The organism is Marinobacter zhejiangensis (assembly GCF_900114775.1).
Taxonomy (GTDB): domain Bacteria; phylum Pseudomonadota; class Gammaproteobacteria; order Pseudomonadales; family Oleiphilaceae; genus Marinobacter; species Marinobacter zhejiangensis.
In genome coordinates, this window is record NZ_FOUE01000002.1 from 225,666 (window position 1) to 243,813 (window position 18,148).

Annotated in this window: 13 protein-coding genes; 7 read left to right on the plus strand and 6 right to left on the minus strand. The window is 57.7% G+C overall.

Annotated elements, in window-relative coordinates; translation table 11 throughout:
• Positions 1 to 147 precede the first annotated feature (147 nt).
• Complete coding sequence (locus tag BMZ67_RS06515) at positions 148 to 915, plus strand: pseudouridine synthase (protein ID WP_092021148.1); 768 nt, start codon at positions 148 to 150, stop codon at positions 913 to 915.
• Here the strand turns inward: BMZ67_RS06515 and BMZ67_RS06520 are convergent.
• Complete coding sequence (locus BMZ67_RS06520) at positions 908 to 2,776, minus strand: sensor domain-containing phosphodiesterase (RefSeq protein ID WP_092021149.1); 1,869 nt, start codon at positions 2,774 to 2,776, stop codon at positions 908 to 910. The genes BMZ67_RS06515 and BMZ67_RS06520 overlap by 8 nt on opposite strands.
• 311 nt (positions 2,777 to 3,087) lie before the next feature.
• Here BMZ67_RS06520 and BMZ67_RS06525 point away from each other — a divergent pair, with 311 nt between their 5' ends.
• Entirely contained in the window at positions 3,088 to 4,968 is a 1,881-nt protein-coding gene (locus BMZ67_RS06525) for a sensor domain-containing diguanylate cyclase (RefSeq protein WP_245749898.1), read from the plus strand.
• Positions 4,969 to 4,980: 12 nt separating this feature from the next.
• Here the strand turns inward: BMZ67_RS06525 and BMZ67_RS06530 are convergent, their stop codons facing one another.
• The 3 genes from BMZ67_RS06530 to BMZ67_RS06540 are packed head-to-tail and all read right to left on the minus strand — an operon-like array spanning position 4,981 to position 10,164.
• The gene (locus BMZ67_RS06530) at positions 4,981 to 6,402 is read right to left on the minus strand and encodes an amidase (RefSeq protein WP_092021150.1); all 1,422 of its coding nucleotides are present in this window, start codon (positions 6,400 to 6,402) and stop codon (positions 4,981 to 4,983) included.
• Positions 6,403 to 6,457: 55 nt separating this feature from the next.
• Entirely contained in the window at positions 6,458 to 7,240 is a 783-nt protein-coding gene (gene djlA / locus BMZ67_RS06535; protein WP_092021151.1) for a co-chaperone DjlA, read from the minus strand.
• Positions 7,241 to 7,293: 53 nt separating this feature from the next.
• Positions 7,294 to 10,164, minus strand: coding sequence for an HD domain-containing phosphohydrolase (locus tag BMZ67_RS06540; protein WP_245749899.1), 2,871 nt, complete (start codon positions 10,162 to 10,164; stop codon positions 7,294 to 7,296).
• Between the two features lie 154 nt (positions 10,165 to 10,318).
• On the opposite strand from BMZ67_RS06540, the gene alkB reads away from it, so the two are divergent.
• Positions 10,319 to 10,963, plus strand: coding sequence for a DNA oxidative demethylase AlkB (gene alkB, locus BMZ67_RS06545; RefSeq protein WP_092021152.1), 645 nt, complete (start codon positions 10,319 to 10,321; stop codon positions 10,961 to 10,963).
• Between the two features lie 11 nt (positions 10,964 to 10,974).
• Here the strand turns inward: alkB and BMZ67_RS06550 are convergent, their stop codons facing one another.
• Positions 10,975 to 11,808, minus strand: a complete 834-nt coding sequence (locus tag BMZ67_RS06550) for a DUF6160 family protein (RefSeq protein WP_139214336.1) — start codon at positions 11,806 to 11,808, stop codon at positions 10,975 to 10,977.
• Positions 11,809 to 12,086: 278 nt separating this feature from the next.
• On the opposite strand from BMZ67_RS06550, the gene BMZ67_RS06555 reads away from it, so the two are divergent.
• From BMZ67_RS06555 to BMZ67_RS06565, 3 genes are all read left to right on the plus strand, one after another.
• Positions 12,087 to 13,118 (plus strand): helix-turn-helix domain-containing protein, encoded by a 1,032-nt coding sequence (locus tag BMZ67_RS06555; protein WP_245749900.1) that lies wholly within the window; start codon positions 12,087 to 12,089, stop codon positions 13,116 to 13,118.
• A 228-nt stretch (positions 13,119 to 13,346) separates the two neighbouring features.
• On the plus strand, positions 13,347 to 14,924 hold the full coding sequence (locus BMZ67_RS06560; RefSeq protein WP_092021155.1) for a parallel beta-helix domain-containing protein: 1,578 nt from the start codon (positions 13,347 to 13,349) through the stop codon (positions 14,922 to 14,924).
• Positions 14,925 to 15,026: 102 nt separating this feature from the next.
• On the plus strand, positions 15,027 to 16,304 hold the full coding sequence (locus tag BMZ67_RS06565) for an SO2930 family diheme c-type cytochrome (protein WP_092021156.1): 1,278 nt from the start codon (positions 15,027 to 15,029) through the stop codon (positions 16,302 to 16,304).
• A 41-nt stretch (positions 16,305 to 16,345) separates the two neighbouring features.
• On the opposite strand, the gene BMZ67_RS06570 is transcribed toward BMZ67_RS06565, so the two are convergent.
• Positions 16,346 to 17,626, minus strand: a complete 1,281-nt coding sequence (locus BMZ67_RS06570) for an MgtC/SapB family protein (RefSeq protein ID WP_092021157.1) — start codon at positions 17,624 to 17,626, stop codon at positions 16,346 to 16,348.
• A 203-nt stretch (positions 17,627 to 17,829) separates the two neighbouring features.
• On the opposite strand from BMZ67_RS06570, the gene BMZ67_RS06575 reads away from it, so the two are divergent.
• On the plus strand, positions 17,830 to 18,147 hold the full coding sequence (locus BMZ67_RS06575) for a type II toxin-antitoxin system HigB family toxin (protein ID WP_092021158.1): 318 nt from the start codon (positions 17,830 to 17,832) through the stop codon (positions 18,145 to 18,147).
• The last annotated feature ends 1 nt before the right edge of the window (position 18,148 follow it).

Genomic DNA, 18,148 nt, shown 5'->3' on the forward strand with positions numbered 1-18,148 from the left:
GGCATGAAATATTAATAAAAATGCGAACGATTATCAATAAGCTTGATTTGGTTGTAGTCAGGGTATCGGGAGGGCTGGGGGAATGGCCGTTGTCCGCGTAGAATGCCAGCCTATCCTTTTGGAACAGATGAGCCGTCGCCTACGATCATGCAACACCCGACACCCGCTAACCCATTAACCCTGCTCTACGAAGATCCGGCCCTGTTGGTGGTTCACAAGCCGGCGGGGTTACTGGTGCACCGCAGCCCGATCGATCGTCACGAAACCGAATTTGCCTTGCAGTACGCCCGGGCCATGAACGGTGGCCGGCATGTCTATCCGGTGCACCGCCTGGATCGGCCGACCTCCGGGGTGCTGGTGTTTGCCCGTGACCGTGACAGCGCCCGAACGCTTGGGGTGGATATGATGGCGGGTGAGGTCGGCAAGACCTACCTGGCGATTGTTCGTGGCTGGCCACCCGCATCCGGTGTGATTGATTACCCACTTCGGGACGAGCCGGAAGACCGGCGGCTGAAAGGGCAGGAGCAGACGGTCAGGGATGCGTTGACGGAGCACCTGACACTGGCCACTACTGAGCTGGATGTTGCCATCGAAACCTACCCCACCAGCCGTTACGCCTTGGTACAGTTACACCCAAAAACCGGGCGCAAGCATCAGTTGCGGCGTCATATGAAACACATCAGCCATCCCATCATCGGCGATGCCAATCACGGCCGGGGCCGGCACAATCGTTACTTTGCGGAGCGGTTTGGGCAGGGGCGGTTATTGCTGGCGGCGACCCGAATCGAGTTTCGTCACCCGGTAGGCGGTCAACCGGTGATTGTTGAGGCGCCGTTGGAAGAGAGCTTTCGCCAGGTTCTGGAGATTTTTCCGCAACCGGTTATCCAGTCGTTGTCCGGCGATGCGTTCAGCTAGTCGTAGCGACGAATTCGCTGATCAGGGTGTTGAAATCCACGGGCTTGCTGTACAGAAAGCCCTGTACGTACTGGCATCCATGGATGCCAAGCCAGGTTTCGTGTTCCACTGATTCCACGCCTTCTGCAATCAGGGACAATCCCAGCCCCTTGGCCAGACCAATGATGGACAGGGTGATCGCGCAGTCATCCTCATCATTGGGGATGTCGCGAATAAACGAGCGGTCGATCTTCAGCTTGGAGAAGGGCATGGCTTTCAGCCGGGAGAGGGACGAGTACCCGGTTCCGAAGTCATCAATCGCAAGTTCAGAGCCCAAAGCGACAATGCGGTTCAGGTTCTGACTCACCAGCTTTGAGTCGCCCTGAATGGCGTCCTCGGTGACTTCAAAGTGCAGAGTACTCTGCGGTACCGAGTAGGCCTGACAGGTTTTGGCGATGCGGTCGGGAAGGTCCGGGTCGAGTACCTGCTCGGATGCCAGGTTAACACTGATGTACGGCAGCTCTATGCCCTGTTTCCGGGCTTGCTGAATATGGCGACAAACTTCACGCAGCACTGACTCCCCCAGCGCGTTCATCAGGCCCGCACTGCGTGCGATCTCCAGAAATTCGATGGGGGACATCATGCCACGGCTTGGGTGCTGCCAGCGAACCAGGGCTTCCGCGCCGACCAGAGTCTTGGTCCGGGTATCAAAAATCGGTTGGTAGTGCACGCTCAGGTGATCCCGGAGAATCGCATCGCGGAGCTCTCGTTCCATTGCAAAACGGGATCTCGCTGTGGCCCGTATTGAAGTATTAAAGCGGTGGGCCTGCCCCTGCCCCTGCCCCTGTTTCTTGGCGTAGTACATGGCGGCTTCCGCGTTGCGCAACAGACTTTCTGCATCTTCGCCATCGTCCGGGTAGCGGCAGATGCCAATGCTGGCGCTGATGATCAACTGGTGGCCATGGACGTCAATGGGCTGGCTGGTTAGGGACTGGATGGTCTGAACCAGGTCGTCCAGTTGTAGCTCCTGCCCCTGGTCCTCAACCAGCAGGGCAAATTCGTCCCCGCCAATTCGGGCGAGCAAATCGGCCTGGTTGATCGGCAGTGTGCTCAAGCGTCGACCGGTCTCGGCAATGACTTGATCACCGATGTCGGGGCCTAGCCCGTCGTTAATGACCTTGAGCCGGTCCAGGTCGATCCAGAGCAGCAGGAAGTCGCCGCCGCCCTTGCGCAGTGCCCGGCTGATTCGGTAACCCAGACGCTCACGGAGGGAGTAGAGATTGGCAAGGCCGGTCAGGCTGTCGTAGTGGGTCAGGTAGTCGAGTTTGCGTTTCGATTCGAGCCAGGCTTCGTGGGTATTGATCAGGCTGACGGTATCAGCCACCGCCACCACGAAGGATAGCTCCGGCAGTGTCCATTTGCGAGGGGTCGTGGACTCCAGGCATACCACGCCGCTTGGACGGGCGCCGTCAAAGACGGGTGCGTCGAGCAGGGAATAGATTCCCAGGGGGGTAAGGTAACCCTCGTTGAAAGAGCGGGTGCGGGGGTCGTTCCGAGCGTCTGGCACGTCGATGAGCCGGGCCAGGCCAAGGGCCTGGAAGTACGTCGGGTGGTCACGGCGATGCAGCGTCAGTGGTGGCGTATCACCGCCTGGATCTATAACCGTTTCGATCTGGGGACTGCTATGAAGGTATTCGCAGGTAATGCGGTCGGCGCCGTGGCTTTTTTTCCAGATGCTGACCCGTTCGGTGTCGAGTGCCTGGGCACACAGTTCGGTTAGGGCCGCCAGTTTTTGATCCCGTGGCTCGTTGATGAACTGCGGGTTATGACTGAGTTTCATCAGCTTTTCGTGAAAACTGGTAAACAGGTAGCTGTCAGTCATCTGATTAACGAAAGCTCCGTTTTCTGATTATCTGGCTCAATGCCGATCCAACAACCCCAGGCTGAACTTGCTAATGATGGCAATGTACTGCCCCACTGTCCAATTTCCCAGCCGGGGGGATGGTGTGCCAGTTTTACTGTGTAGAGTTTTGTATCGGTGATCAGATTTTTGTCTCTGGCTAAAGCGCGGCGCAGTAAGTTACTTCATACTCAGAAGTACCCAGGGAGTGTTGTGTGATACCCATGAATTGATAGACCGGTATTGCCCAACGGCTCCCGCCAATAAAAAAAGAAGCGCAGGTTGGATTAGGCGTGAGTGTTATTCAGAGAGTACTACTGGTACTGGTTGGGTTGCTGTGCTCAGTTGGTGTTCATTCGACCCCCCTGGTCTGGCAGGTTCATAGCCAGAGCGTGGAGGCGGCGCCATTTGTCGATTACCTACAGGAACCGGTTGAAGGGCTCGATTTTGAGCAGGTTCGGGACCTGGCAGAGTCGCGCTGGACGCGCAATGGGGCCGGCAACCTGAGTTTCGGCTATGGCGAAGAGGCCTACTGGTTCCGCCTGACCATCAAGCCCCAGGCCAGCCGCACCTCTTCGGTGCTGCTGGAGTTGGCATACCCGGTGCTGGATAAAGTGGATGTGTATGTGCAGGCTCATGGTGAGCTGGCGCAGACGCTGCGTCTGGGAGATAAGCTGCCGTTTTATGATCGCCCCATCGAGCACCGTAACTTTCTGGTGCCGTTGACGCTGGAGGCGGGCACCCCGGTGACCGTCTTCCTGAGGGTAGAGACCAGCAGTTCCATGCAGGTTCCGATCATGGTCTGGGACGAAGAGGCATTCTACGTTGCGGACCAGTCCGGCAGCATTTCCGAAGGCATCTACTTCGGCATCTTTCTGGCGATGATTCTGTATAACCTGTTTGTGTATCTGGCGACAGGGGAGCGGAGCTTCCTCTATTACGTCGCCTACATCACCTCCCTGCCGTTGTTCCTGGCGAGTCTTACCGGGCTGTCATTCCAGTACCTGTGGCCCGAGGCCACCTGGTGGAACGATCAGGCCATTGTGGTGTTCCTGAATCTGGTGGCCGCGTTCGGGGGGATTTTCAGTATGCGCTTTCTCAATGTATTGCCCACCAACCACCCCCGTCTCAGCCAGATGATGGTGCTCGGTGTGACGACCGCCTTCGTGCTGGCAGTGGCCGGCCTCATGGTGCCTTACCACCTGTTGATCATGCCCACGATCGTGGTGGCTGCAACGGGTTGTGTGGTCTTGCTTTCCCTCACCGTATATCGCTGGCTGCTCAATGAGCCGATGGCCCGCTATTACGCGGTGGCCTGGGCGCTGATGCTGTTTGGCGGCATTGTGTTGGCGCTGAGTAAGTTCACCATGTTGCCGCGAAACCTGGTGACTGAGTATGCCACCCAGTTGGGTTCTGCCCTAGGCGTTATCCTGTTGTCGATGGCACTGGCAAACCGTCTGAGCAAGGAGAAACAGTTGGCATTCCTGGCCCAGCAGCGATTGCTGCAGGAGGAACGCAAAGTTCGTCTGGCCCAGGAAAAGTCACTGGTTCTGCAGCAGGATGCCAATGCCAGACTCGAAGAGCGGGTTCAGGAACGGACCCGGGACTTGGAGAAGCTGAATGCCCAACTACTGGAGCTCAGCGCGACGGATGCACTGACAGGGCTGAAAAACCGGGCGCATTTTGATGACAGTTTCCAGACCGCCTGTGTCAGGGCTTACCGCTTCGAGCAGCCGCTGTCCCTGCTGCTGGTGGATGTGGATCACTTCAAGCAGTTTAATGACACCTATGGCCATACCGTGGGGGACGACTGCCTGCGGATGGTGGCTGACACCATCCGGCAGGTGGTGACCCGGCCTCAGGATTTGGCCGCCCGTTATGGTGGCGAGGAGTTTGTGGTGTTGCTTCCCGACACGCCGGAGGAAGGGGCCATTCGAGTGGCGGAGAAAATCCGCACGGCCGTTGAGCGGATGGAATTCCGGATATCCGAGCAGGTGATTGGGGTAACGGTGAGCGTTGGTGTGGCAGCCCGGGTTCCTGACCAGGCCGAGCAGACCAAAGAGCTGTTCGAGCTGGCGGATATTGCGCTGTACCAGGCAAAAGGGCAGGGGCGAAACCGGGTCATTGGCTATACCGAGCATGCCCAGAATGCCGCTACCGAACAGACGCCCTGAGGTTTGCTGACCTCAGATACCCGGGCTCAGCGTCGGGAACGGCGCCGCCTCTTCAAGGGCAAATGCAAGTTCCAACAGGGTGCGGTCATGACCAGGTGCTGCCATCAGCTGGACGGATACCGGCAGGTGCTCGCTGGTTAATCCCATGGGAAGTGCGATGGCGGGTGCCCCAGTCACGTTGGCCAATGGGGTAAAGCCGACGTAGCCTTGCAGCCGCTGGAACAGCGTGTCGAACGGTTGCTGGGGACTCAGGTAGCCCAGTTCCGGCGTGGTATGGCTCACCACGGGCATCAGTGCTGCATCGAAGGGGGCCATGGCGGCTTCAAACCGGTGGGTGCTTCTGCGCAACCGCAAGAGGGCGCCGGGCAGTCGTGATTTATTGGCCATGAACATTCGATGCAGCCCCAAGGTCAGGCCGTCCAGTTTCTGCGCATCAAAGCTGCGATCCACCACCCAGCGTCCCGCTCCCCGTACCAGGGAGGCCATAAACCCCCAGTACAGTGCAAAATCCTCGGGAAAACTGTCATCAACGGGTATGGGCATTGGCACTACTTCATGCCCCAGTTCGGCAAGCACCTTGGCGGTATGCTCCACTGTGTCCCGGGTTTCCGGGTCGGTTCGGTGCCCGTTGAGTGAGTCCAGCACCACCCCGATACGGAGCCGCTTTGAGCCGGGGCCGATCACTTGGCCGATGGCAGGCAGTTTGCGGTTACGGAAGTGATGCTCGGCTGCGGTATAGAAGTTGGCAGTATCCCGAACGCTGCGGGTCACCACGCCTTCACTGAGAATGTTGATCGGCAGGGATCTGGCTGCCGGGTTGTCCACCAGCCGCCCCCGGCTGGGCTTCAGGCCAACCAGCCCGCAGCAGGCCGCGGGTATACGTATAGAACCGCCGCCATCGTTGGCGTGGGCGATGGGGACGACGCCTGCGGCAACCAGTGCTGCCGAGCCTCCTGACGAAGCGCCGGATGAGTACGCGGTATTCCAGGGGTTGCGGGTAGGCGCGCCGTGAGCAGGCTCGGTGCTGGCGTTCAGGCCAAACTCTGGCAGGGCGCTTTTGCCCATGCAGACCATGCCCTGATCCAGATACTGGCGAGTGAACGGGCTGTGTTTGCGGCAGGGCGCTGGACGCAGCGCCGCGCTGCCGTGGTTGGTTGGAAAACCACCGACATCGGTGTTGTCCTTGATGTAGGTGGGCACCCCCGCGAAAGCGCCGGTGCTGGCAAGGCTGACCGGCTCCCGCTCACCGGTCATCGGGACTTCGGCATTGAGTTGTTTTGCCACCTGATCGGCCCGTTGCTGACAGGCCTTCAATACTTCCCGAGCGCTTAGCTTGCCGGATTTCAGGGCGTTGGCCAGGGCTGTGGCATCGTGATCGGCCAGGGCATCGTCAGTGAAGGCGTGGATGGCGTTCGGGTGCAGGTGTGCGGTCATTATTATGGTTTGCCTGTTGTTATTGTTTATCTGTGCCCACGGGTGCGCCGGTGGATCAGGACGCGGATTTTCGGGCTTCGGTGACGATGTCGTAGGCGTGGGTTATTTCCCGGGTTTTTTCTTCCGCCAGTTCGCGCATGCTCTCTGGCATGCCCCGGCCAGCCAGCTTATCCGGGTGATTTTCGCTCATCAGCTTGCGATAGGCTTTCTTCAGGTCTGCATCGTTGATCGCTGGATCAACCCCGAGCACTTTGTATGCATCGGCGAGCTGTTGGCTGGTCGACGCCCGGGTTGACCCTGCCTGTCCGCCGGAATGGGCCCCCCTCAACATGGCTTCAAGCTGTTCTACTTGCAGCTCAGACAACCCCAGCCCACGGGCAACACGAACCAGCATGGCGTGTTCCTGGGGGTGTACGGCACCGTCGGCTGAGACGGCGGAGACCTGTACCTGCAAAAACAGCTGCAGCAGGAGCGGCTGCCCGCCACTGATCCGGCGAAAGCGAGCAACTTCCTGATCCAGGTCGAAGTCGGCGGATTTACCCCGGTTGAAAGCCGCTTTGGCCATCGCCCGTTGTTGTTCCGATAGACGGAACCGGGTGAAGAAGGATTCGGCCACCTGGATTTCATCCCGGGTCACCACGCCATCGGCTTTGCAGAGCGAGCCCATCACCGAAAACATGGGTTCGATGAACGTTGACTGGAGGTCGGTCAACTTGGCCCGGAGGCGGTTGCGCAGGTATTGGGCGAGCACTACGCCCGCGACGGCGCCAATCAGCAGTCCGGGAAAGCGTCCCAGCTGGTAGCCAATCAAGCCTCCGATGAACATCGGAAAAAACATGGTTCGGTCCTTAGTTTTCAGTTACCTGTCTGCCAGAGTATACGGGGTCGAGACTACCTCGACATCTGGTAAAGGGGCTCAAGCAGCGCTTCCTCGTCGACTTTGTCGATTTGGGCGGGGGAAAGGTACGCTTCTGCGTACTGGCGATAGACACCAGACAACACGAACAGCCGGAAAACGTCACCGTCGATATGCCGTTCCGCGACCATGCGAACCATGATGCCAAGAGCCTCAGTCAGGGTCTTGCCATCCTTATAGGGGCGGTCCGTGGCCGTTAGCGCTTCGAAAATATCCGCCACGGCCATCACCTTCTCCGGAACCCCCATGTCCTTTGACCTCAACCCACAGGGGTAACCTTTCCCATCCATCCGTTCATGATGGGTGCCCGCGAGCCGTGGCACATTGGCCAGCCGGTCGGGAAGGGGCAGCGCGTCGAGCATGCAAATGGTCTGCACAATGTGCTCGTTGATCTTGAATCGCTCCTCGGGCGTGAGCGTGCCACGCTGGATCGTCAGGTTGTAGACCTCTCCGCGGTTCTGGGCATGGGAGGGCAGCTCCATGTCGAAGCCCCACTTGTTACGTGGATCGCCACGGGTCACGGGCGGAATTCGATCGCCCCAGTGACTCAGGTGCTGGGGTTTATCATCCAGCAGCTTCTCGGTGGCTGGAAGTGACGGTTCAGCGGTACTACCAAGGTGGTGCAGTTCGTCCCGTGACAGCCCAAGGCGGTCGCTGAAATGACGTTGCCAGGTCTGTTCGGCAATAAGGCGAACCTGAGCAATGTCATTCTCCGACATGAACTCACCGCCGATGTTGGCGTCGGCGAGCATCGCGAACTGCTGCTGCAATTCCTGTTGGCGCAGGTCGCGATTATTGCGGGCCTGCTCCGGGTTCAGGCCGTTGAGGCGATCCTTGAGGTAGCGGATCTCAGCATCGCGGTGGAGGACTTCAAAGCGGGTGCGGATCTCGTGAATCCGGTTGTAGAGGGTCTCGAGCTTGGTGGATTTATCCACCACGTATTCGGGGCTGGTGATTTTTCCGCAATCGTGAAGCCAGCTGGCCAGATGAAACTCATAGGCTTCATCCTCAGTCATGTAGAAATCCTGGAATGCCGGCTCATTGCTGGCTTGTGCAGCATCCACCAGCATCCTGGCCAGTTGTGGTACCCGTTCGCAGTGACCACTGGTGTAGGGCGACTTGGTATCAATGGCATTGGCCACTAGCCGAATAATGCCGTCCAGCAACGCTTGCTGGTTCTCGATCAGCTCCCGGGTTTCAATGGCCACAGCAGCAGACCCGGCGATCTCATCCACGAAGACGATGAGGTCATTGCTGAGGCGGGTCTGATCACCAGACTCCATTTCGATGACCAGTACGCCCACCAGGTTCTTCTGGCGGTTTCTCAGGATTGCGAAGATGGGGTGCCCGGAGATCTCCGTGCGCAACTGATGAATGATGTCATTGTCATCAGCATCGCGACTGACTTTGTCTATCTGCTTGGTCAGGCTGAGCCCTTCATTAACTGCCAGGTTGAGGTGTTCGGCATTGCGGGCGTATAGGTAGATGGCGCCGCGCTTCTCTCCAACAATGTGGATGATGTGTTCCAGCACTTCTTTCAGCAGTTCATCCAGGTTCTTGCTTCGGTTCAGGGTGAGGGCGATGTTCTGGAAGCTGCGGATGGTTTTGGCCATATCGTCCAGCGCGGTGCCAAGTTTGGATGCTTCGCGGATTCGTGAGTCAACTTTGACGGAGGTATCAAAGCGGAACCGGGAAAGCGCACCAACACGGTCAGTCAGGTGTTCCAGCGGCTTGCCGACCTGATTGCCGAGGAACCAGCCGAGGATGAGGAGCAACACCGCGATGGCAGCGGCGATACGGGTCTGCAGGGCGAGGGAGGCCCAGGCGTCGGCCAGTAGCTCGTCGGCAGGGATGGCAATTACGATGCGGAGGTTATCGCTACTGAGTGCGTCCAGTTCGACGGAGAAGCCGTAAAACGTTCGTCCCAGGCTGTCGAACGACATCACCTCTGCCTGGTCAGACAGATGGGCGATCAGCGACAGGGTTGGGTCCGGCAGCAGCGCCAGGTCGGTGAGTGCGTGCGGATCCGTGGCGTTGCTGCCAAGGCTGTTGGGACTGCTGTAGGCGATCACACCGTTGTTTTCATTAACGACGGCCAGCTGCGTACCGGGGGTCAGGCGAAGGTCAGCGAGCTTGTCACTGAGTTCAGTCACCGTGACGTCGATGCCGTTGACGAGGGTGCCGTTCATGGAACGCCGTGCCAGGGTCAGTCCGATTTCACGCGTGGAAAAGAAGACATAGGGCGAGGTCAGGATAGTACGCTCGGACTCCATAGCGAGGCGGTACCACTGACGGCTGCGTGGGTCGAAGTCATAGTCCCGTAACGCCTGGCGTTGCAGCGGGCGCAACTGTTCATCGTAGAAGTGGATTTCCACCGACATGATTCCGGGAGGAAGCCAGGTGATGGTTCTCAGCATGAACGCCGAATTTGCGGGGGCGTCGGGGAAGAAGGTGCTGTCAGACTCCCTCAGCCTGCGCAGCAGGAAGAACTCGCCATCGGCAAAACCTGAGTAGATCGACGTAACCAGGTCGTTCTCCTGCAGGATGCTGGCAAAGACCGGCAGCCGCTCCAGTCGTTCGTCCAGTGTGGTTGAGAACTGCATGGGGTCATCCGCCAGGATACGCAGCGCGATGGCCTGAGGCTTGGTGATGGCGTCGAGGCGGTCATTGATGGCTGACGCCAGTTGCTCTGTGGTGTCTCGGGCGGCTGTGAGCTTGGCGGCTTCCAGCCCCCGGAAACTCTGAATGATGAGCACCAGGGCCAACACCAACATACCAAGGGTTATGGAGGTGGCGATGAGCAGAGCCAGTGAAATCTGAGCACGTTGCCGACGTTGCGGGTTCAAGTCATCTTCCTTGCCGGGTTGATTCATCGGTGGCGACTTTGCAGCGGCCGCTGGCGACGGTCTCTGGCTGGTGCAGCGCCACTCATTTTAAAATAGCCGGTATTGGCTGATTTGTTGGAGCAATGATGCGATTTTTCTTTACCCGGAGCTATCAATGACCGTCGATCTGTTTGGGGGTTACGATGGTCAGCCACTGACCCTGCAAAGTGGGGCGTTGGTTTTGCCTCGTTTTGCGGAGTCCCGGTCTGCTGCCTTGGTGCAGGCGATTGCCGCAGTTGCGGCGGTGGCGCCATTCCGTCGTATGGAAACGCCGGGTGGGTTTACCATGTCAGCGGCCATGACCAACTGCGGCCCGCTGGGTTGGGTCAGTGACCGGACGGGCTATCGTTACCAGACTGACGACCCCACAACCGGCAAGCCCTGGCCAGCCATGCTGTCCATCATGCGCAACCTGGCGATGGAGGCGGCGGTGGAAGCGGGCTTCCCTGGCTTTGAGCCAGATGCCTGCCTGGTAAACCGGTATCAGCCGGGGGCTCGCATGTCGCTGCATCAGGATCGCAACGAACAGGACTTTAGCCAGCCGATTGTGTCGGTGTCCCTGGGGCTTTCCATGGTGTTCCTGTTTGGCGGGTTACGCCGACAGGACAAGACACAAAAGATCACGTTGTCCCATGGTGATGTCGTGGTTTGGGGTGGGCCGTCCCGGTTGCGTTACCATGGCGTTCTTGCGCTCAAGCCTGGCAGTCACCCCCAGACGGGAGCGTGCCGGTACAACCTGACCTTCAGACGGGCAGGTTGACCGGCCCGGTATCAGTGCCCGTAAACCACCAGCGACGTGTTGTTGAGTTGCAGGTTGTTCAGGGTCACCCGGCCGATGGACGGGCCATCACCGAGGGTGATGATCGGCATGTCGATATCGGTCTCGAATCGCACAATATCAATACCGAGTACATTGCTGTACGCAGCGATATCGACGGTGTGAATATCAAGTGCCAATTTGGCCCCGATGTCGTTGATGCCGACGTACCCCCAGTCGCCCAAGGACTCGAAGTAGCTCATGCCGGCGACCTTCATGTCCTGGATGCCGATGCCAACGAAGTCGAAGTCGGCGTCAAGATCGTCGATACCGAAGGTACTTTCGATCAGCAGGTGCCCGGTGTCGTTGTCGACCTTCATACGCAGGTCCAGCGCCAGGCCGGTCATGTCGAGGGAGTTCAGCAGCCGGGTGCCGTCACCGCCGGTGGATTTCTGCAGTACCCACTCGTCGGTGCTGAGGGCAAAGTCCACAGCATTACCAAGGGTTGGCTGGGCAAACACCACCAGATCACCATCGGCCATGACATCAATGTTCAGCTTCAGGTTGTCGAGTTGCGTGCCGGACTGGGTGCCGGGGCCCCAACTGGTGGATCCGAAGTAGCTGCTCTTGTTCGCACCACCCAGGCGGATGTTGCGGATCGCAAGACTGCCTTCATCCTGGTAGCGCAGCTCGCCGATGGAGAGGTCTGCGCTCAGTTCGATGGTAATACCGCTCTGGCCCGTCACGCTTCCCAACGACTCGTCGGACAGTGACTGGAACTGCGCATGGGCCGCTAACGGTAAACACAACGCTGACGTTGCCATCAGCGGGTAGATCCTTGTTTTCATCAGGCCTGTCATTACTTGTCCCTTTTGTTTTATCCGTTATTGAATGGAGCTTTGGCTCTTCTTGTTTTGGTTTTCTCGCTTTTCAGGTAGAAAAGAGATCTCGGGAGCCGGGGTTAATCAGAGACTTCCCAATTTCACACTTTTGATCGTATTAACTTTCTGTAAACCAGAGGATGAACGGCTTCACGTTTCTTATGGCGATTTAAGTGGTATGTCGTCTATTCGTGAACTGATCGTTATTTTGTTTTTAAAAGCAATAATAAGAAAAGGTAATTAATGTGTTGTTGGTAGGATTTGGACTTGGCGTGCTTGCGCTAATGTTTGTTACCGCCCTGAGGGATTTTCGGCACCTGCTGGTGGGAAAGGTGTATCTCCTGATCATTGTTTCCGCGACCGCCTTCCTGATTGATCCACTGATGCCGCCTGGCTGGCGCTGGCTGTCTTCCGACTTGCAAACAGCCTTGCCGGGCCTGTTCTGGTTGCTCTGCCAGCTGATCTTTGCGCGAAGGCCACAGTGGAAAACCGTTTGGGGGGCCATGGCGTTGTACAGCTTCCTGGTGCCCGCACTGGCCCGGCCCTTTGTTATTAAAGGGGTTTCGCCGGATATTCAGGTGTTTTTCGGCTGGACCCTGGGGCAGTGGTTTGAGTACGCGGTGGTGCTGCACGGCCTCAGCCTTGTGGTCCGGCATTGGCGGGACGACCTGGTGGAAATGCGGCGCCGCGCCCGCCTTGGGTTCCTTCTGGTGATTGGAGGGTCGACGGCGGTGGCGACGGTCTGCCTTAATTTTGGATGGTATACCGAGCACACCCGGGGGGTGATAACCAGCGTTGCGGGGTTTGTTGCATTGGTTTTCCTGACCCGTTCCTGGGACGGCATCCTTGAGCTGGCTGCGGCGCCTCGTGCACCGCAAAAAGAGGACTTGGTTGATGAGTCTGAATACGATGCAGGGGCGGACCCACTGCTTCAGAAGGATGAGCTGCAGCTGGCGGAACTGATGGCGGCCGGCTTTTATCGCACTGAGAAACTGACGCTCAGGAAACTATCGGACAAAATTGAGATCCCCGAGTATCGGTTGCGCAAAGTGATCAACCAGACCCTGGGCTATCGCAACTTCAACGATTACATCAACCAGTTGCGGGTGGCCGAAGCGGCAGAGCGATTGCTGGATGATGCCCAGGTCCCGGTGCTCAATGTGTCCCTGGACGTGGGCTACCGTACCCTCAGTTCCTTCAATCGGGCGTTCCGCGAAATCAAAAATACCACCCCAACCGAGTACCGTCAGCAACACCTCGAAGGCTCAGACGAATGAGCAAATAGTGCAAATCGTGCTATTTCATGATTTGCACAGGGCCCTGTTTATCTCCCTGTGAACCCTTGCCACACAAGCCTTTGCGGGATTTGCACAGGCCTTGTGGCTTTCTGCACACTGGTTGTTCTCGCTTCCTCTTCGCATCCTGCCTAGTGTCGTTCGTGACACTGCGTCCTGTTTAGGGGCGCGTGCATCTATAACAACAAGCAAAAGCAAGCAGAGGATACGATGCGCCAGACAAAAACATTCAAGAAATTACTCCTGGTGACCGCGATTTCGAGTGGGCTGCTACTCACTGGCTGTGGGGGGGATGATGGTAAAGATGGCAAGGACGGAACGGACGGGCAGTCCGGGGATGTGAGCACACAGCTGGGCGTTACCACATCCGGTTTCCCTATTCCTGAAGACGCCATCTTGGTGGCACCGGACGCGGAAGATGGTGACGATATTACCGAAGCGTTGTCCGTGGCATTGTTTGACGTTCCTGAAGACGCCATCGTGGTGTTGCCGAAGGGGCGCTTTGTGGTGACTGAAAGCATCGTTGTCAACAGCGCCAGCGGGCTCACCCTGACCGGTTACGGCATCAATGAAACCATCCTCGATTTCGCCAGTTCCTATGGTGATGATGCCTTCCGTTTCCAGGGTGGTAATGGCATTACCGTTCGGGACCTTGGTGTGTATGAGGCACCCAAAAACGGCATCAAGGCGACCAACGTCAACGGCATCCACATGACCTACACCGCAACGGTTTGGGAGGGTGAGCTGGAAGCAAATAATGGCGCCTACGGCCTGTATCCGTTGAAGAGCCAGAACGTACTGCTGGAGAACAACTACGCCTTCGGTTCTGCTGACGCTGGTATCTACGTTGGCCAGTCAGAGAACATTGTGGTTCGCAACAACACCGCCAAGCAGAACGTGGCGGGCATCGAGATTGAAAACTCCACCATGGCTGATGTTTACAACAACATCGCGGTTGGAAACTCCGGTGGCATCCTGGTGTTCGACCTGCCGGGGCTGGATAAGGCCTATGGCGGAAATGTCCGGATCTTCAATAACAACGCCTATAGCAATAATGCCGACAACGTGGGTGCGGGAGTCGTCGGTATGGTACCGCCGGGAACCGGTATTCTGAACCTGGCCACCAGTGGGGTGGAGATATACAACAATCAGATCACCGATAACGACACCACTGCGGTCGCCATCACCAGTTACTTGCTGGTGGACGATGACTTGGCGAGCTATCCCGCCAATTACGGTACCACTATGGGCAACGGCTGGAGCCCGACGCTCAAGAACGTCTATATGCACAACAATACCATTGCCCGTAACGGTGGTAATCCGCAGGGCACCTTGCTGCAACCAATTATTGACGGTTACACAATCGGCATGGGGGTGACCTTCCCGGCCATTCTGTACGATGGCATTGGGCAGTTTTTGTCGAACACAGGGGATCTGAGTGCATTCAACGGGCTTGTTGGCGCTGAGGCCGCAGCTGACGGTGTGAACTATAACCCCTATGCAGCTGGCGACAGGATCTGCCTGAACAGCAACATCAATGGCAACCCCGCCCCAGATTATGCCGAGGTGAACACCGGGCTGGTTTACCCGGCGGAATTGGCCGACTTCGATCCGGCGTTGGTTGACGGTAACGGGAACCCGCTCCCGCACCTGCTGATCGATCAGATGATCAACAACACCTACCTCAACTGCACCCAGCCGCGCCTTGCGCCGGCGGTGGTGAATTTCCGCAACAACATCTACGGCTGTACTGGCGATGATCTGGCAGAAGCGGCCTGCGCGTTGTAAGCCGGCCTTCCAGAGTGATTCGCGACTGAAATAATGACGACAGGAGTGAACGCCGGGGCTGTCAGGCTCGGGTGTTCACTCCGCTGCAGAGAGTACTTCCCCATGAAAACCAACAATAAAATGATCGCCGCGACCCTGGCGACCTCTTTTCTTCTGACCGCCTGTGGCGGTGGTGGAGATTCGTCCGACAGTGGAGGTTCTGTCACGCCTGGCAGCGCCCTGAATGCCGGCGCCGGCGCACCGACGGGTGCCCAGGGTAGCTGTGATGCAGCAACCTCCGGGGTTAATTGGGATGCCCTGATGACCGAGACCTGTCCAAACCTTTCCGATTACAACCTGTTTGTCGATGCGAGTGACCCCACATCCGGCCCGACCCAGGGTGGGGTGCCGTATGACTTGTCCACCGCTTTGTTTACTGATTACACCAGCAAGTACCGCTTCGTGTTTGTGCCTGAAGGGGAAACCGTTGGCTACAACCCTTCGGAGGCCCTGGACTTCCCGGTAGGTACAGTGATCACCAAGACCTTTGCGTTGCCGGAAAATACCGCCATGCGTGACGGAGCAGAGCTGGTCATCGAAACCCGGCTGCTGATCCACCGCACCGACGGCTGGACCGCACTGCCTTACTACTGGTCTTCGGAGTCTGATGCCACGCTGGCAATTGCAGGACAACGTCTGACTGGCCTGACAACCATCAACAACCAGGGGCAGCAGATCACCTTCGATTATTCCGTTCCCAAGGCTGCGGACTGCACGTCTTGCCACTCCATCGTGCCTGACCTTGCTGGCCCGGAGGACGATCGCGAGCAGATTTTCCTGCCCATTGGCCCAAAGGCCCGTTATCTCAACAAAGACTTCACCTACTCAGACGGCACTGTATACAACCAGCTGCAGTATTGGGCGGAAGGTCAATTGCTGAGCGGGCTGCCTACGGATTTTCAGAGTGTCGAGCGGGCGCCGGTTTTTAATGATGAAACCCACATTGCGTCACTCAGTGACAGCGAGCTCAACGATAAGGCTCGGGCCTACCTGGACATCAACTGTGCTCATTGTCACCGAGCCGACCTGACGCTTCCTGCTGACTATGCCGGCCCGGCCGGTAGTAGCGGTGTGCAACTGGAGTACAACCGCAACTATGCCGATTCTCCCGGCAAGTTCGGCGTGTGCAAGGACCCGGTTGCCGGGGGGCATGAGGACTATCCGTACGATGTGATTCCTGGCAATGCTGATGAGTCCTATCTGCTGTTCCGTATGTCGACCACGGATAGCCGCCACAAGATGCCGGAGCTCGGTCGCAGCACCGTGCACCAGGAAGGCGTTCAGCTCATCCGGAGCTGGATTGATCAGCTTCCACGGGCAAGCTGTTCCCCAGCAACCTGAGTATTCGTGCTAGGTAAGGTTAGTCGGTGTTTGGGGAGCTGTTACAACAGCCACAGTGTCACCAACCCGGCCACCATGGACAAGCTCATTGGGACTGCCACCCGCAGCCCCAGTGAGCGGGTGCCGATCGACATGGCCAGGCCGGTCTTCACCAGGTTGTTGACCGCGGCAGCGATGACAATCCCCAGCACTGCGGTGTCGGCACTGATCGATGACTGCGACATCCGGGTCAGGGAAAGGGTGATGGCATCCACGTCAGCCACGCCTGAGGTGGCGGCCAGGGCGTAGACTCCGGCATCCCCAAACCATGTTTTGAGAATTTCACCGAAAAACAGAATGGCGGTCAGTAGCATCCCGAACACCAGGGCAGCCTTGAGATCGAGGGGGTTCTGATTCAACTGGGGCTGCTCCACCGAGAGGGCTGCACGGTTCAGATACCAGATTGCCAGGGCGGGGATGTAGAGCACCAGGGTCATGGTTACCACGGGCCATACCAGCGAGGGCAGCAGATCCCGGTTGATCAGGGCGCAGAAAATCAGGATGCGCGGGAACATGGTGCCGCACGCAATCAGGATGCCGGATGCCAGCTGAGGGTTGAGGCTTGGGGCCTCACGGGACAGCCGCGAAAAGTGCAGTGTCAGTGCCGTGGACGATGTCAGCCCGGCAAACATACTGGTGAACAGGATGCCTTTGGCGGCACCGGCAAGCTGCATGGCGAAATAGCCGACAAACGACACGGTCGCAATCAACACCACCATCCACCAGATTTCATAGGGGTTGAGTACGCCCCCCGGTCCCATATTGGTGTTCGGCAGGAGGGGCAGCATCACCACGGAGATCAGCAGCAGCTTCAGGGCGGCGTCCATTTCCCGTGCCTGCAACTTGCGAACCCAGCCGTGGATCTCATCCTTGTTGTCCAGAATGATGGCGGTCGCCACCGCCGCAGCGGCCGCCGGAAACGGGTCTACCGCAACCGCTACGGCGCCGAAACAGAACGTCAGAATGAGCCCCAATATGCTGGTAATACTGAAATCGTGGTTTTCCAGCAAACGCTGGTGGTAGGACACCAGGGCCGCACCCACCAGGCTGATCAGCGTGATCGGAAACGCCCAGGCGGTCAGGGTTTCCGTCAGCAGCGCCGCCATACCCCCCAGTAAGCCGGTCAGCGCATAAGTACGGATGCCGGCAATCCGCTCGCCAGATTTCCGGTCTCGCGCCGACCATCCCCGCTGCAGCCCGATCAGGGCCCCCAGCAATAGCGCTGCCGCCAGCTTCAGAGTGATGCTGTGCTGGACAATGAACTGGTTGGCGACTTCATCCATGGGGGTGATCCTGTTTAAAACTGGGAATAAGAGGGCTCAGGGAAGTTAATGCCACTTTTTTCTAGCATAGGCAAGGGGTTGCGTGGGATGCAATGGGGCGCTTGCGTTTTTAGTGGGGTTGACTGCACGTCAATCTCTGACTATGGTTGACGTACAGTCAACACTTGCGTTGATGTTGAGTTTCAGTCAGCTAGGGATAGCCAATGAATGTCATTTCAAAAAAGCCGTTCAACGATGCGGCCAAGAAGTACCCCAATGACCGGGAGGCATTGCTTGATATGTATCGCGTGTTGGATAGAACGGATTTCCAAACACCGGATGAGTTAAAGGCGGTTTTTCCGTCACTGGACAATTTTAAATACAAGGATAAGTGGTGGGTTCTGGATGTTGGCGGAAACAACCTGCGCGTTCTTGTGTTTATCCAGTTTGTAAACAAGCGCATGTATATCAAACATATAGTCAGTCATGCGGATTACGACAAACTGACCAAGAAGTACAGGAAGGAACAGGATAAGAGGTGAA